Annotated in this window: 12 protein-coding genes; 7 read left to right on the top strand and 5 right to left on the bottom strand. The window is 36.2% G+C overall.

Annotated elements, in window-relative coordinates:
• Positions 1–94 precede the first annotated feature (94 nt).
• From EKL96_RS13350 to EKL96_RS13360, 3 genes are all read left to right on the top strand, one after another.
• Positions 95–1,270, top strand: coding sequence for a GlmU family protein (locus tag EKL96_RS13350; protein ID WP_126454386.1), 1,176 nt, complete (start codon positions 95–97; stop codon positions 1,268–1,270).
• A 283-nt stretch (positions 1,271–1,553) separates the two neighbouring features.
• Entirely contained in the window at positions 1,554–3,017 is a 1,464-nt protein-coding gene (locus EKL96_RS13355; RefSeq protein ID WP_126463206.1) for an alanine/glycine:cation symporter family protein, read from the top strand.
• Between the two features lie 294 nt (positions 3,018–3,311).
• Positions 3,312–4,946 (top strand): ABC-F family ATP-binding cassette domain-containing protein, encoded by a 1,635-nt coding sequence (locus EKL96_RS13360; RefSeq protein WP_126463208.1) that lies wholly within the window; start codon positions 3,312–3,314, stop codon positions 4,944–4,946.
• A gap of 57 nt (positions 4,947–5,003) precedes the next feature.
• On the opposite strand, the gene EKL96_RS13365 is transcribed toward EKL96_RS13360, so the two are convergent.
• Together EKL96_RS13365 and EKL96_RS13370 are read right to left on the bottom strand one after the other, a co-directional pair.
• A complete protein-coding gene (locus EKL96_RS13365) occupies positions 5,004–5,288 on the bottom strand; it encodes a GNAT family N-acetyltransferase (protein ID WP_126463288.1) in 285 nt (94 codons plus the stop codon).
• Between the two features lie 29 nt (positions 5,289–5,317).
• Entirely contained in the window at positions 5,318–6,034 is a 717-nt protein-coding gene (locus tag EKL96_RS13370; protein ID WP_126463210.1) for a pirin family protein, read from the bottom strand.
• Positions 6,035–6,275: 241 nt separating this feature from the next.
• Between EKL96_RS13370 and EKL96_RS13375 the strand changes: the two genes are divergently transcribed.
• Both EKL96_RS13375 and EKL96_RS13380 read left to right on the top strand, forming a co-directional pair.
• On the top strand, positions 6,276–6,968 hold the full coding sequence (locus EKL96_RS13375) for an alpha/beta hydrolase (protein ID WP_126463212.1): 693 nt from the start codon (positions 6,276–6,278) through the stop codon (positions 6,966–6,968).
• Positions 6,969–6,987: 19 nt separating this feature from the next.
• Positions 6,988–7,881: a lytic transglycosylase domain-containing protein gene (locus tag EKL96_RS13380; RefSeq protein ID WP_126463215.1), complete on the top strand. Its 894-nt coding sequence runs from the start codon at positions 6,988–6,990 to the stop codon at positions 7,879–7,881.
• 284 nt (positions 7,882–8,165) lie between these two features.
• Here the strand turns inward: EKL96_RS13380 and EKL96_RS13385 are convergent, their stop codons facing one another.
• Positions 8,166–8,681, bottom strand: coding sequence for a DUF2892 domain-containing protein (locus EKL96_RS13385; RefSeq protein ID WP_126463217.1), 516 nt, complete (start codon positions 8,679–8,681; stop codon positions 8,166–8,168).
• A 164-nt stretch (positions 8,682–8,845) separates the two neighbouring features.
• On the opposite strand from EKL96_RS13385, the gene rpmH reads away from it, so the two are divergent.
• Positions 8,846–9,007 carry a 50S ribosomal protein L34 gene (gene rpmH, locus EKL96_RS13390; RefSeq protein WP_007136275.1) on the top strand — a complete coding sequence of 54 codons (162 nt, stop codon included), beginning with the start codon at positions 8,846–8,848 and terminating at the stop codon, positions 9,005–9,007.
• A 157-nt stretch (positions 9,008–9,164) separates the two neighbouring features.
• Positions 9,165–12,017, top strand: a complete 2,853-nt coding sequence (gene carB, locus EKL96_RS13395; RefSeq protein WP_126463219.1) for a carbamoyl-phosphate synthase large subunit — start codon at positions 9,165–9,167, stop codon at positions 12,015–12,017.
• 234 nt (positions 12,018–12,251) lie between these two features.
• On the opposite strand, the gene EKL96_RS13400 is transcribed toward carB, so the two are convergent.
• Positions 12,252–13,418 (bottom strand): ATP-grasp domain-containing protein, encoded by a 1,167-nt coding sequence (locus tag EKL96_RS13400; RefSeq protein ID WP_126463221.1) that lies wholly within the window; start codon positions 13,416–13,418, stop codon positions 12,252–12,254.
• Between the two features lie 16 nt (positions 13,419–13,434).
• Entirely contained in the window at positions 13,435–14,892 is a 1,458-nt protein-coding gene (locus tag EKL96_RS13405) for a M28 family peptidase (RefSeq protein WP_126463223.1), read from the bottom strand.
• Positions 14,893–14,958: the final 66 nt, after the last annotated feature.

Here is a 14,958-nt window from a genome sequence, read left to right on the forward strand (position 1 = left end):
TTTTATCTATTTGAAAACTTTGTAACTTTGGCACTGCTTAAAAGTACGGACAAGTCACGACTTGTCCGTACGGATACATTTTAAAAAAAAATATATGAATTACATACTTTTTGACGGTCCCGCTCGAAACGCCTTACTGCCTTTTACGTTTACACGTCCTGTTGCGGATATTCTTATTGGGATTATGACCATTCGTCAAAAATGGGAAATGCATTTAGGCTCTACCACAACTACTTTGACGGAGGACTATTTGTCTGAAAAATTCCCAATGGTGGAACTAGAAGAAAATGTGATGATCAATGCTTCTTTTCTGCCCAATGCTATTTTGGTAGAAATGATTAGTAATCTGGAACCCAATCAGGCCATTTTTAGAGCAGATGAAGTGATTGCTTTTTATACCACTGAAGAACAAGAAGAAGTAGATTTTGATTCCTATGAAATTATAGAATTTCAGGACGATTGTTTGACGGTTCAAAATACATGGGATATTTTTTCGAAAAATGATGCCGCCATTCGGGAAGATTTCGAAATCTTAACCGAAGACCGCAGGTCACAGCCCATTCCAAAAAGTGTCAACGTCATCGCTCCCGAAAATATATTTATCGAGGAAGGCGCAAAGTTAGAGTTTGTTACTTTAAATGCTTCAACAGGTCCCATATATATAGGTAAGGATTCTGAAATTATGGAAGGTTCTGTCATCAGAGGTCCTTTTGCCTTGTGCGAAAATGCAACTGTAAAAATGGCTGCCAAAGTCTACGGAGCAACAACCGTAGGTCCGCATTCCAGAATTGGAGGCGAAGTTAATAATTCGGTATTGTTTGGGTATTCGAATAAAGGACATGATGGTTTTTTAGGGAATTCTGTTCTTGGCGAATGGTGTAATATTGGCGCGGATAGTAACAATTCAAACTTAAAAAATAATTATGAAGAAGTAAAATTATGGAGTTACGAAACCGAAGGATTTGCTAAAACGGGACTTCAGTTTTGTGGATTGATGATGGGAGATCACAGCAAATGCGGAATTAATACGATGTTTAATACCGGAACGGTAGTAGGCGTAAGTGCTAATATTTTTGGCAGCGGCTTTCCACGCAATTTTGTACCGAGTTTTTCTTGGGGTGGGGCTTCCGGTTTTACGACCTATATTACCAAGAAAGCATTTGAAACAGCTCGACTGGTAATGAGTCGCCGAAACGTAGCTTTTGATGAAAGAGAAGCGGCTATTCTTGAACATGTTTTTGAAGAAACTAAAAAGTGGAGGAAGGAATAATTACTTTCGCTAAGCTGTCAGAATTATTTAAAACAAAAAAATGCTCCATTCAATTGAATGGAGCATTTTTTTTAATGGAATAAAAATGGATTCTTTATAAAAACAAGAAAAAGAGAATGGATACATCTTTTTTTGAATACAAATAAGACGCTGTTTCAGCCGTTGGTTTTAAGTGGATTAAGAGTTTGTTTGGGTTTTAGAGGGCTCTTAGTTAGTTTTCTTTGGCTTAATGTTATAGTTTTATACAAATTAATTGGTCGGATTATTAATATAAATGGAATATATGGAAGAGATTGTTGGAATGATAAATGAAATAGTTTGGAGTACGCCTTTAATAATTTTATGTTTAGGAACGGGGCTTTATTTCTCTATTCGGACTCGTTTTCTTCAACTGCGGCACATTAAGGAAATGTTTCGTTTGCTGTTTGATGGCAAAAGTTCAGAATCTGGTGTTTCGTCTTTTCAAGCGTTATCCATGTCTTTGGCCGGCAGGGTTGGTACGGGAAATATTGCCGGAGTGGCTACAGCAATAACCTTTGGTGGTCCGGGTGCTTTATTTTGGATGTGGATGGTTGCTTTTTTGGGTGCGAGTACCGCATTTGTAGAGGCGACTCTTGCGCAAATTTACAAAGAAAAACATTTGGGACAGTTTCGAGGAGGTCCTGCTTTTTATATCGAAAGAGGCTTGGGTGTTAAGTGGTTTGCCATCTTGTTTGCTATAGTTTCTATTATTTCTGCAGGAATCTTGCTGCCCGGTATTCAGTCCAATTCGGTTGCTGAAGGTTTAGAGAATGCCTTCAATCTTGATACTAGAATTACCGCCGTTGTTGTTGCTCTTGTGTTTGGAGCGATTATTTTTGGTGGGGTAAAAAGAATTGCAAAAGTGACTGAGATCGTGGTTCCTATCATGGCCATTGGTTATATTTTGCTTGTAGTTGTGATAATAGGGATGAACTTTAGCGAGCTACCGGGCGTTATTTCTTTGGTTTTTACAAGTGCTTTTAATCAGGAAGCCGGATTTGGAGCCGTTATTGGATTGGCAATTCAGTGGGGTGTAAAGAGAGGACTTTATTCTAATGAAGCGGGACAGGGTACTGCACCGCATATTGCCGCTGCTGCAAATGTGTCGCATCCGGTAAAACAAGGCTTAGTGCAATCTTTTTCAGTTTATATAGATACATTATTGATTTGTAGTGCAACCGGTTTTATGTTGCTGATTACCGGTAAATATAATGTAGAAAACCCGGTCTTAGGTACAAATGGGGCCACTGAATTTTTGTACGAGGGAGCGCAAAATGTTACTGCTGGGACAGGCTATACACAGAGCGCTATGGATAGTGTTTTTCCTGGTTTTGGCTCTTTCTTTGTAGCTATTGCGTTATTTTTCTTTGCTTTCACCACTATTTTGGCATATTACTATATTGCTGAAACTAATATTTCGTACTTGACCAGAAAGATAAATTCGCACATGTTCAATCGCGTGTTAAAAGTGGTGATGATACTAGTGGTTATGTATGGCTGTGTCAATGAAGCTAAATTGATTTGGAATATTGGTGATATTGGTGTGGGGATTATGGCTTGGTGTAATATTATTGCAATCCTGCTGTTGCAAAAACCAGCTCTCGCAGCATTAAAAGATTACGAAAAACAAAGAAAAGAAGGTAAGAATCCAGTGTTTAATCCACAAAATATTGGTGTTATGAATGCGCCATTATGGGACGAGATCAATACAAATAAAGAAGCGTAAGTAAGTCGAAAGTTTAAAAGTCGTAAAGTCAAAAGAATTAACTTTAAGCAAAATAGCTTTAAATCAGATTGTTATATAATTTTATCCTGATTTTAAAATACGACATTATACCATGGTTATTACTTAGTTTGAGTATTTCTTTTTAAAAGCTTGCAGGAACAGAATTTTTATTCTCTTTCTGCAAGCTTTTATTTTATAGTAAACAAAGTACTTAATTAATCTATCTTTGCACTTTTAAAAAATCGTTTAATTGATTTAACCGATTAACCGAATTACCAAATCAACAAATAAATAATGATTACAGTTAACGATATTTCCGTACAATTTGGTGGAACGACACTTTTTAGTGATGTTTCTTTTGCCATAAATGAAAATGATAAAATTGCCCTAATGGGTAAAAATGGAGCAGGAAAATCGACACTGCTTAAAATTATTGCGGGTCAAAGTAAGCCTTCAACTGGGAATATTTCAGCGCCAAAAGACGCCGTAGTAGCGTATTTGCCTCAGCATTTATTGACTACAGATGGCGCAACAGTGATGGAAGAAACTTCGAAAGCCTTTGGTGAAATCTTTGGTATGAAAGCCGAAATCGATGAAATCAATGAACAATTGACGATTCGCACCGATTATGAAAGTGATGCTTATATGAAATTGATCGAAAGAGTTTCTGACTTAAGCGAGAAATTTTATGCTATTGAAGAAGTAAATTATGAAGCCGAAGTGGAGAAAATTCTACTTGGTCTGGGATTTGTTCGCGAAGATTTTAACCGTCAAACTACGGAATTTTCTGGTGGTTGGAGAATGCGAATAGAATTAGCCAAAATCCTTTTGCAAAAACCAGATTTAATTTTGCTGGATGAGCCTACCAATCACATGGATATTGAAAGTATTCAATGGTTAGAGGATTTTTTGATTAATTCCGCCAAAGCGGTTGTGGTTATTTCGCACGATAAAGCTTTTGTCGATAATATTACGAATCGCACCATCGAAGTTACAATGGGACGTATTTATGATTATAAAGCCAAGTATTCACATTATTTAGAACTTAGAAAAGACAGACGTGTGCATCAGCAAAAAGCGTATGACGAGCAACAGCGCATGATTGCGGATAACAGGACTTTTATTGATCGTTTTAAAGGAACTTTTTCTAAAACGGATGCTGTACAGTCCCGTGTAAAAATGTTAGAGAAACTCGTTATCGTTCAGGTAGATGAGGTAGATACTTCTGCTTTGAAACTAAAATTTCCACCAGCTGCTCGCTCCGGTCAATATCCCGTAATTGTAAAAGATTTATCAAAATCGTATGGAGAGCATGTTGTTTTTTCGAATGCAAATATGGTGATCGAAAGAGGCGAAAAAGTGGCTTTTGTAGGGAAAAATGGAGAAGGAAAATCGACGATGATCAAAGCCATTATGAAACAAATCGAAATCAATGGTGGTAGTTTAGAAATTGGCCATAACGCCCAAATTGGTTATTTTGCTCAAAATCAAGCCTCTTTATTAAATGAAAATGCGACTATTTTTGAAACCATCGATGACATTGCCGTGGGGGATGTTCGAACTAAAATAAAAGATATTTTGGGGGCTTTTATGTTTCAGGGCGATGATGTAACCAAAAAAGTGAAAGTGCTTTCCGGAGGAGAGAAAACCCGTTTGGCAATGATTAAATTATTATTGGAACCGGTGAATTTATTGATTCTGGATGAGCCATCGAATCATTTGGACATGAAAACCAAAGACATCATCAAAGAGGCTTTGCGCGATTTTGATGGTACATTGATTATCGTTTCTCACGATAGGGATTTCTTAGACGGATTAGCCACTAAGGTTTTTGAGTTTGGAAACAAAAGAGTAGTGGAACATTTTGAGGATATTGCGGGTTTCCTAGCGCACAAAAAAATGGACAGTATGCGAGAGATAGAGAAGTAATCGCTTGAAAATCTGCATAAAAAAAGAGGCTGTATTCAAGAATATAGCCTCTTTTTTTTAGAGTCTGATTCCCGGAGGAAGCAACTCTTTGTAAATAGGGTTCTTTTTAAAAAAAACAACTATTTTTGGAAGGATAGGAACAACTTTAAATTTTCGTTCTATCGCAATTTCCATAATGTTTTTTAGAAATTTAGAAATGAATTCCTCATCTTCAAAGGATTCCGGTACATTTATTTTTGTCAAAAATATTTTTTTCTCCTGAAACGAATATTCAACAGAAACTAATCCTTCGTCGACCATAGTTTCAAATTGTCTTGCAAAAGTGTTGTCTTTGATTTCCATAGTGATTGCTGCCTCCATAATAATTAACGCTAATTCATTGGTACCTCTACCAAAAGTATTTTTGATTTGGTAATAATCTTGATTTCAAATGTCTCAAAATCGGTTATTCCCATGGCATCTCTTGCCTTCAAAACATGGTTGTTAACTTCTATTTCGCCTTCGATTAAAAATAAGTACACACCGTTATTAGGAATTCGAACCTGATAGGTCGAACGAGTGTTGCTGTCAAAAATTCCTAAATAAAAAAAGGTTTTCTGGTAAACCCAAAGTGCATTGCCATCATTCATATCATTTGGCGAAACGATATTTACAAAGGTATTGATTTGATTCTCAATATCAAATGATTTTTGGTCGTATCTTGGTGTAACTTCTTCTTTGTCAGGAAAGACCCAAAGCTGTAGCGTTTTGGCTTCGTCTATGTGGCTTGCGTTCATTTCAGAATGTTCTACTCCAGTCCCGGCACTCATTACCTGAACTTCTCCAAAACCAATGACACCTATGTTTCCCATGCTGTCACGATGTTTCAAGCCGCCTTCAAGAGGAATGGTGATAATTTCCATGTTGGCATGACCGTGAGTCCCAAAACCCATTCCGCCCTTGATGATATCATCATTTAAAACACGTAACATTCCAAATTGCAAACGTTCCGGATTGAAATAATTTCCAAAAGAAAAAGAAAAATTGGCTTTTAGCCAGCCAAAATCAGCTTTGCCCCTAGTGTTTGATTCAAATAGTTGTGTAGTCATAAATTATTTAATAATATAAGATGATAAGTAATAACCATGGTATAATGTCGTATTTTAAAATCAGGATAAAATTATGTAACAATCTGATTTAAAGCTATTTTGCTTAAAGTTAATTCTTTTGACTTTACGACTTTTAAACTTTCGACTTACTTAGTTACAGCAGGTTCCAATAAAAAAATTAATTTTATACAAAATTCGCTATAAAAAAGGGGAATGTTGTTATAAAATCGTTAAAACAATTATGAGTAAAATTCCAGTTTATTTAATGCCAGGATTAGCGGCAAGTACCGCTATTTTTGAACGAATTGCACTTCCGGAAGATCGTTTTGAGATCCATTTATTAGAGTGGGAGATTCCGTTGGACAATGAAGCGCTGATGGATTATGCCAATAGGATAGCTAAGAAAATCAAGCATAAAAATCCCGTTTTGATAGGTGTTTCATTTGGAGGTATTTTGGTTCAGGAAATCGCCAGATGTATAGCTGTCTCAAAAGTGATTATCATTTCGAGTGTCAAAAGTAATTTAGAATTTCCACGCCGATTAAAAATTGCTAAAACAACGAAGGCTTATAAGCTGATTCCTATGAGTTTGATTTTGAATCTGGAAAACCTGGCTAAATTTTCGTTTGGAGAAAAAGTGAATCAAAGATTAAAATTGTATAAAAAATTCCTTTCGGTTCGGGACATTCGCTATTTGAATTGGGCAGTAGAGCAGGTTGTTCTTTGGGACAGAACAGTTGCAGACCCAGACGTGATTCATATTCATGGAGACGCAGATGATGTTTTCCCGATCAAATATATTAAGAATTGTATCGTTGTAAAAGGAGGAACACATATTATGATTTTGAATAAATACAAATGGTTGAATGAAAATTTGCCTTCCATTATATTGGAAACCAAAAAAGAAACAAACGCACTTTCGCAACTACTCTAAAGGTATAAAAAAAGAAAAGATGAAAGTAATGAATAAAGTGATTCTAGTGCTTACCGTAGTTTTTGCGAGTGGGATATTAGTTTTTGCCACTACAAATCCGGACGTTGAAAAAGTGTTAAAAAGAGAATCGGCATCTTTTTTTCCTGAAAAACTGAATTTTTCAGGGGAAGCAACTCCGTTGAAAATAGCAGATGTCAAGGAACGATTTGACCGGGAATTACAGGTGAATGTCAATTTACATGCTTCTACAATTTTGGCAATAAAAAGAGCCAGTCGTGCTTTTTTAGTAATTGAGCCTATTCTAAAAAAGAACGGTATTCCGGATGATTTCAAATATTTGGCCGTTATTGAAAGTGGATTAGTGAATGTAGTTTCTCCGGCAGGGGCAAGGGGAATCTGGCAATTTATGCCGGAAACGGCCAAAGAACGCGGCATGGAAGTCAATGAAAATGTGGATGAGCGTTATGATCTTGAGAAATCAACCCAGGCAGCGTGCAGTTATTTTTTGAGTGCCAAAGGTAAATTTGGCAGTTGGACTTTGGCAGCAGCCTCGTATAATGGCGGAATGACAGGAGTAAACAAACAAATTGAGATTCAAAAAGTATCGAATTATTATGATTTGTTACTTACCGAAGAAACGTCCCGCTATGTTTTCAGAATTTTAGCCTTGAAAGAAATTATGGAAAATCCAGAAAAATACAATTTTAGGATTGCTCCCGAAGAATTATACGCAACGCTGCCCACTCGGAAAATAGAAATTGACAGTTCGATTGCAGATTTAGCTGATTTTGCAAAAAGCCAAGGGATTAACTATAAGATTTTGAAAATTCATAATCCTTGGCTTAGAGAAACAAAATTAATAAATGATACCGGTAAGAAATACCAAATCGATATTCCGTTAAAAGGATATTAACTGATTTTTTTGAACCATATAAGGCATTTAAGAAAATAGAAATGTCCGCAAAGTGTGCCAAGCATTTTTTTGACACGGATTTCAAAGATTCGCACAGATTTTATTTTGTATTTAAGAAATCAGTTGAATCTTTTTAATCTGTGGCTAATTTTATCAATTTAGTATTAATAACGGATATTGATATAAGAAAACATGAAGCAGTTTTATTCCAAAAATTAGGATATATACCAAAGAAAAAGGGTCAAATGTGTATCATTTGACCTTTTTTTCGATAATTATAAAAACTATATTTTCTTCATTTGTTGTTTCATCATAGTAATCTGCTCTTTCAGCATATTCTGTTTGTCTAATTTTTTGGCTTCGTTCAATAGGGAAGTGGCTTCAAGTTTACGACGACGTGTCATGGCAACTCCGGCCAGATTCAATTTGGCTACAGCCAAGTCCATGTCCATTGATAATCCGAGTTCAATGGCTTTCTTAAAATATTTCTCTGCTTGATTGATATTCGTTTGCGAAAGCATGATCCCGTGCAGGTAATTAAAATAGCCTTGCTGTTTTTGTATCAAAGCCGTTTCCGGATTTTTGATGTACGCCAACCATTTTTTGGCACCTTCAAAATCTTGTTTTCGTAGTTTTAAGAAGGCTAATAAGATGAATTCGTTTTTGAAGTAAAGGAAAATAGGGATTACAGCTAATAATATAAGGAATATTCCATTCCCAATATTACTTTCTTTAAATTGCCAAATGCCAGTAGCTATAATAAGTCCGGCGATAATAAGTTTAATATTTCTGTGAAACATAGTGTGATTATTTTAAGATGACAAATATAGTAAAATGAATTGAAAATATTTTTACAAAACTACTTGTGAGAAAAAAAAGTCTTTGTATATTTGCACTCGGTTTTAGAATAACAGTTATTCAAAAATAGGAAGACATATAAATAAGATTTTAAAGATACAAAGCAATGAGCAAAAGAACGTTTCAACCATCGAAAAGAAAAAGAAGAAATAAGCACGGATTTATGGACAGAATGGCTTCTGCTAATGGAAGAAAAGTTCTTGCGCGTAGAAGAGCTAAAGGAAGACATAAATTGACTGTTTCTTGCGAACCAAGACACAAAAAATAATGTTTGTATAAACATAAATAAGGCGTTACTTTTTTTAGTATCGCCTTTTTTTATACCTAATCGTTAAAAAATGTTTAAGATTTACAGTTAAAAGATTTGAGTTCAGTAATTTTAATCTTTTCAAAACAACAACTACACAACACTATAATTACACACAATGCCAAAAGATACATCCATAAAATCAGTTTTAATAATAGGTTCAGGTCCTATTGTTATTGGTCAAGCATGCGAATTTGATTATGCGGGATCGCAATCTGCACGTTCTATTCGTGAAGAAGGAATCGAAGTTATTTTGATCAACTCGAATCCGGCAACAATCATGACCGATCCTTCAATGGCGGATCACATTTATTTATTGCCTTTAACGACAAAATCGATTATTCAAATTTTAAAAGAACATCCTCAGATTGATGCAGTCCTACCTACAATGGGAGGGCAAACGGCTTTAAATCTCTGTTTAGAAGCCGATGAAAAAGGGATTTGGCAGGATTTTGGCGTGAAATTAATTGGCGTTGATGTTAACGCTATTAATATTACCGAAGATCGAGAACAGTTCAAACAACTGCTTAAAAAAATCGGTGTGCCATCTGCTCCAGCAGAAATATGTACGTCTTATCTGAGAGGAAAAGAAATTGCTCAGGAATTTGGTTTCCCATTAGTAATTCGTCCTTCGTTTACTTTAGGTGGAACAGGAGCGGCTATTGTTTATAAAAAAGAAGATTTTAATGAACTCTTAACTAGAGGTTTAGAAGCATCTCCTATTCATGAAGTCTTGATTGACAAGGCTTTAATGGGTTGGAAAGAATACGAATTGGAGCTTTTGAGAGATAAAAACGATAATGTTGTGATTATCTGTTCTATCGAAAATATGGATCCAATGGGAATCCATACCGGTGATTCCATCACTGTGGCGCCAGCAATGACATTATCTGACACGACTTTTCAAAGAATGCGTGATTATGCAATCTTGATGATGAGAAGTATCGGAAACTTTGCCGGAGGTTGTAACGTGCAGTTTGCCGTTTCTCCTGACGATAAGGAAGACATCGTAGCGATTGAAATCAATCCTCGTGTATCTCGTTCCTCTGCTTTGGCATCAAAAGCAACGGGATATCCTATTGCAAAAATCGCTTCCAAACTAGCTTTGGGGTACAACTTAGATGAACTGCAAAATCAAATTACCAAATCGACTTCGGCATTATTCGAACCAACTTTGGATTATGTGATTGTAAAAATTCCACGTTGGAACTTTGATAAATTCGAAGGAGCTGACAGAACGTTAGGACTTCAAATGAAATCTGTTGGGGAAGTAATGGGAATTGGACGTTCGTTCCAAGAAGCATTGCACAAAGCGACTCAATCATTAGAAATCAAAAGAAATGGTCTGGGTGCTGACGGAAAAGGATATACAAACTACGAACAAATTATCGAGAAACTGACTTTTGCGAGTTGGGATCGTGTTTTTGTGATTTATGATGCTATCGCGATGGGAATTCCATTGAGTCGCATTCATGAAATCACTAAAATCGACATGTGGTTCTTGAAACAATACGAAGAGCTTTATACGTTAGAGAAAGAAGTCTCTACTTATAAAGTGGATTCTTTACCCAGAGAATTGCTATTAGAAGCCAAACAAAAAGGTTTCGCCGACAGACAAATTGCTCACATGGTAGGTTGCTTGGAAAGCCAGGTACATACGCTGCGAACTACAATGAACATCAATCGTGTATTCAAATTGGTGGATACGTGTGCAGCGGAGTTCAAAGCAAAAACGCCTTATTATTACTCGACTTTTGAAGCCGAAATAGAAAAAGCGGACGGAACCCGTTACGTTGACAATGAAAGTATTGTTACCGATAAAAAGAAAATAATCGTTCTTGGGTCAGGCCCAAATAGAATTGGACAAGGAATCGAGTTTGATTATTCTTGTGTTCACGGGGTGCTTGCCGCCAAAGAATGTGGTTATGAAACGATTATGATCAACTGTAATCCGGAAACAGTTTCGACTGATTTTGATACAGCAGATAAATTGTATTTCGAACCGGTTTTCTGGGAGCATATTTATGATATTATCCAACATGAGAAACCAGAAGGGGTAATTGTGCAGTTAGGAGGTCAAACGGCCCTGAAACTAGCCGAAAAACTGTCTAAATACGGTATTAAAATTATAGGAACGAGTTTTGATGCATTGGATTTAGCCGAAGACAGAGGTCGTTTCTCAGAATTGTTGACCGATTTAAAAATTCCTTTTCCACAATTTGGAATCGCTGAAACAGCGGATGAAGCTTCAGCTTTGGCGGATACTTTAGATTTTCCATTATTGATTCGTCCTTCGTATGTGTTGGGTGGTCAAGGAATGAAAATTGTAATCAACAAACAAGAACTGGAAGAGCACGTAATCAATTTATTGAAAACGATTCCAGGAAATAAATTGCTTTTAGACCATTATTTAGATGGTGCAATTGAAGCGGAAGCTGATGCGATTTGCGATGGCGAAAATGTGTACATCATAGGAATTATGGAGCACATCGAACCTTGCGGAGTGCACTCTGGAGATAGTAACGCTACTTTGCCACCGTTTAACTTAGGTGAATTTGTAATGCAACAAATAAAAGACCATACCAAAAATATTGCGTTGGCTTTGAGAACCGTTGGTTTGATCAACATTCAGTTTGCGATAAAAGATGATATCGTTTATATCATTGAAGCAAATCCTAGAGCGTCTCGTACGGTTCCTTTTATTGCGAAAGCGTATGGAGAACCTTATGTGAACTATGCGACTAAAGTAATGTTAGGGCATAATAAAGTAACCGATTTTACTTTTAACCCACAATTAAAAGGATATGCCATCAAGCAACCGGTGTTCTCTTTCAGTAAATTCCATAATGTGAACAAAGCATTAGGACCAGAAATGAAATCAACAGGAGAAAGCATCTTGTTTATTGATGACTTGAAAGACGATCAGTTCTACGAATTGTACTCCAGAAGAAAAATGTATTTGAGTAAATAAAAACTTGAATTTGTTATATGTAAAAAGCCCCGATTGGGGCTTTTTTTGGAATTTGCTGAAAGGTAAAATAGCGCAGATGCTTCTATTGTGCCACGCAACCAAGTCTAGCTTTGGACAGCTTTTTCTTTGAAAGCTTTTTCGTAAATTTTGCGCACTTGTTTCATAGATTAAAATTAAGATTATTTCTTAACTCTCTATGATGGCTAAGTCAGCATGTTCACTTTAAAATTTTCCTTATTTCAATACTATATATTTTCTTAAATCAGAGGTTAGGATGTCATTTAATTCCTTTTGATTACTGGCAGCACTTTCAATAAAGGCAAATCCAAAAACAGGATATTTATTTATATCTAATTCTCTAATTACTATCGGTTTTTCAAAATCTTTAGCAAGACCTGAATAGTTAAATCCTAAAATATCCGAAGGGATTATTCCCGAATTATTATCCAAAATAATGACACTAAATGTTTTATTCTCTTTTCCTTTAAATATAGTATCCCAGTCTGGTTTTTTGTTTTCACAAAAGCATTTGTATTCATTAAATCCTAAAGTTACTCCTAGAAGATCGGCCGTGGTGCAAAATCCACCAAAGCGTAAAGGGTTTACTTCGATGGGGATTATTTTTCCATTTTCATCTATGCGGACTTCTGCATGAGCCGGGAAATTTTTTAAATGTAACTCTTTACCAATTTTACTTAAAAAATATTCAAGATCAATTTTATACTTTTCAATGATTGCTTTGGATGTTGAATAAACCCGATCACTTGTGTCTGTTCCGGATGAAAAGAGGTGGTGTAAAACGTTTAACAAAACAGCATCTCCATTATTGTCGTAATAATAATCGATTGCATATTCTTCTCCACGAATAAATTCTTCAATAATAAAATTACTTGTGTTTAATACATTTTCAGGAAATATACTTTTAAGTTTATCAGGTTGTAACTCACTTTTAGCTTTTACCCAGTCTTTCTCATTTTCTACGATATGAACTCCTATGCTAAAGAAACCAACAGCAGGTTTAATTACAAAAGGGAACCGAATTTCATCATCGGACAATCGTTGGATTTCTTCAATACTTATTTGCTTAAAATAAAAGTCGGGAAACAACTCTTTTATAAGTTCTCTAAACTTTACTTTATTTTTTAAAACTTGTAATTGACTTGATAATTCACTTTCTCCATAGTATTGGTCGATCCAAGCTAATGCGTTCTCTGAATTGCTATAAAGAGAAATTTCTGGATTATTTTTTAGTAAAGTGATTGCTTTCTCTTCGGCTATCCATGCCAAAGAATCATCTTTTACCAATTCTTTTGCTACTTTGGTTGCAATTATTTTATAATTATTATCTTTTATTGTTTTGATAAGAAAATCGGAAACAAATGGCTTGTCTATTAAGAACATAATAAGTAGTTATTTTTTATTTTTTTATTTCAATAGTTAAAGCAGGACGTTTGGCACTTTCAGCAACTCTCCATCCGGTTTCATAGATCCACTTTGCCATCTTAGTAAGTTTTACGTAGTCAATTTTATCTGGGCTATCGAAGGGGGTATGGTAGTCAGGGTGTAACAAGGTGGTAAAAAATATTGCTGGAACATTAGCTTGAGCATAGGGAAGATGATCGCTTCGGAAGTACCAATTCTCTGGGTGATCTGCAGCATCCCAAGAAGTATCTACTTTGAAGTTGGCAATACTTTTATTAGCTGCTAAAGTGATAGCTACAAGGTCAGAAGAATTAAGATGAGGTTCTGTTGCGCCCAATAGTGCAGCAGAATCAGGTGCATTGCGTCCTATCATATCGCCATTTAAAACAGCAACTATGGAGGGCAGTTTAACGGTGGGATGGCTAACAAAATAGCGAGAACCCAATAAACCCCTTTCCTCAGATCCGTGCCACACAAATAAAGCCGATCGCTTAGCGGGTTGTGTACTCCACGCACTCCCTATTGCAAGCATCGCTACCGTTACTGATGCATTATCATCAGCACCGTTCCAGATAGGATCCCCGTTAACTGCAGGTCCTACTCCGTCATGGTCCTGGTGACCGCTGAATAAAACATATTCCTCTTTGAGTTTAGGATCAGTTCCATCAACCTTAGCAACAACATTAATAGAAGGATAGTCAAAATTTTCTACCTTCAAAGTAGTTTTTAAATAAGCGCCTTGTTTAGAAAACATATTCTTTAACTGTTTACTTGCCAATATAATTGGTACCGTAGCTGCAGTAGAGGATTGGGCACCTTCTATTCCATAACTTCCTTCTTGATAATGAAATCCCGTAAATGAGATAAGTGATTCTACAGTATCATCAGCAACAAAAATTATAGCAGTAACACCGCGGCTGAGGAGTTCTTTTCCCTGCTGGTTCATGGCAGAAGCGGTATAACGATATTGCCAGAGGCTCACCCAGTCTTGAATAATGGGGGTTGGAGGCATAATATTCATAGCTACAATTTTGCCTTTCAGATCGACAGTATTATCCGGTATTTTGTCCAACCAAACTACGGAGCCTTCTAGGGTAGTGTCAACCAAATTAGTTGGCCAAATCTCTTTCCAAAGATCAAGTGCTTTACCATTTACACTAACAGTACTACTATTGGCCAAACGGCTGCGTTTCAGATTAAAGAATTGGAAGTAGGTTCCATCTTCGCCTGCAGGTTTAAGGCCAGCTTCACGGGCCTTTTGAGCCACCCAAACAGAAGCTCGCATTTCGCCAAGTTCACCTCCTCTTCGTCCCTTAAAGGCGTCACCGGCCAGTTCATATAAATCATCTTTTAGATCTTGCTGCTTAATTTTATCTAATTGTGGTGCTGTGCTTTGCGCAAAAAGCGAAGTGGAAATAAATAATATCAAAAAAAGAATTTGTTTGGATTTCATAAGATTTATTTTTAAAAATTGAAAAGTTTAAAATCGTAAAGGATCTATAAGTATTGGCAGCTCGTC

It is taken from the genome of Flavobacterium sp. LS1R10 (assembly GCF_003968825.1).
Classification (GTDB): Bacteria; Bacteroidota; Bacteroidia; order Flavobacteriales; family Flavobacteriaceae; genus Flavobacterium.

Bases quoted from the DNA above. Each gene is read 5' to 3' on its own strand.
- EKL96_RS13350 (WP_126454386.1), top strand. From the start codon at position 95: ATGAATTACATACTTTTTGACGGTCCCGCTCGAAACGCCTTACTGCCT.
- EKL96_RS13355 (WP_126463206.1), top strand. From the start codon at position 1,554: ATGGAAGAGATTGTTGGAATGATAAATGAAATAGTTTGGAGTACGCCT.
- EKL96_RS13360 (WP_126463208.1), top strand. From the start codon at position 3,312: ATGATTACAGTTAACGATATTTCCGTACAATTTGGTGGAACGACACTT.
- EKL96_RS13365 (WP_126463288.1), bottom strand. From the start codon at position 5,288: ATGGAAATCAAAGACAACACTTTTGCAAGACAATTTGAAACTATGGTC.
- EKL96_RS13370 (WP_126463210.1), bottom strand. From the start codon at position 6,034: ATGACTACACAACTATTTGAATCAAACACTAGGGGCAAAGCTGATTTT.
- EKL96_RS13375 (WP_126463212.1), top strand. From the start codon at position 6,276: ATGAGTAAAATTCCAGTTTATTTAATGCCAGGATTAGCGGCAAGTACC.
- EKL96_RS13380 (WP_126463215.1), top strand. From the start codon at position 6,988: ATGAAAGTAATGAATAAAGTGATTCTAGTGCTTACCGTAGTTTTTGCG.
- EKL96_RS13385 (WP_126463217.1), bottom strand. From the start codon at position 8,681: ATGTTTCACAGAAATATTAAACTTATTATCGCCGGACTTATTATAGCT.
- rpmH (WP_007136275.1), top strand. From the start codon at position 8,846: ATGAGCAAAAGAACGTTTCAACCATCGAAAAGAAAAAGAAGAAATAAG.
- carB (WP_126463219.1), top strand. From the start codon at position 9,165: ATGCCAAAAGATACATCCATAAAATCAGTTTTAATAATAGGTTCAGGT.
- EKL96_RS13400 (WP_126463221.1), bottom strand. From the start codon at position 13,418: ATGTTCTTAATAGACAAGCCATTTGTTTCCGATTTTCTTATCAAAACA.
- EKL96_RS13405 (WP_126463223.1), bottom strand. From the start codon at position 14,892: ATGAAATCCAAACAAATTCTTTTTTTGATATTATTTATTTCCACTTCG.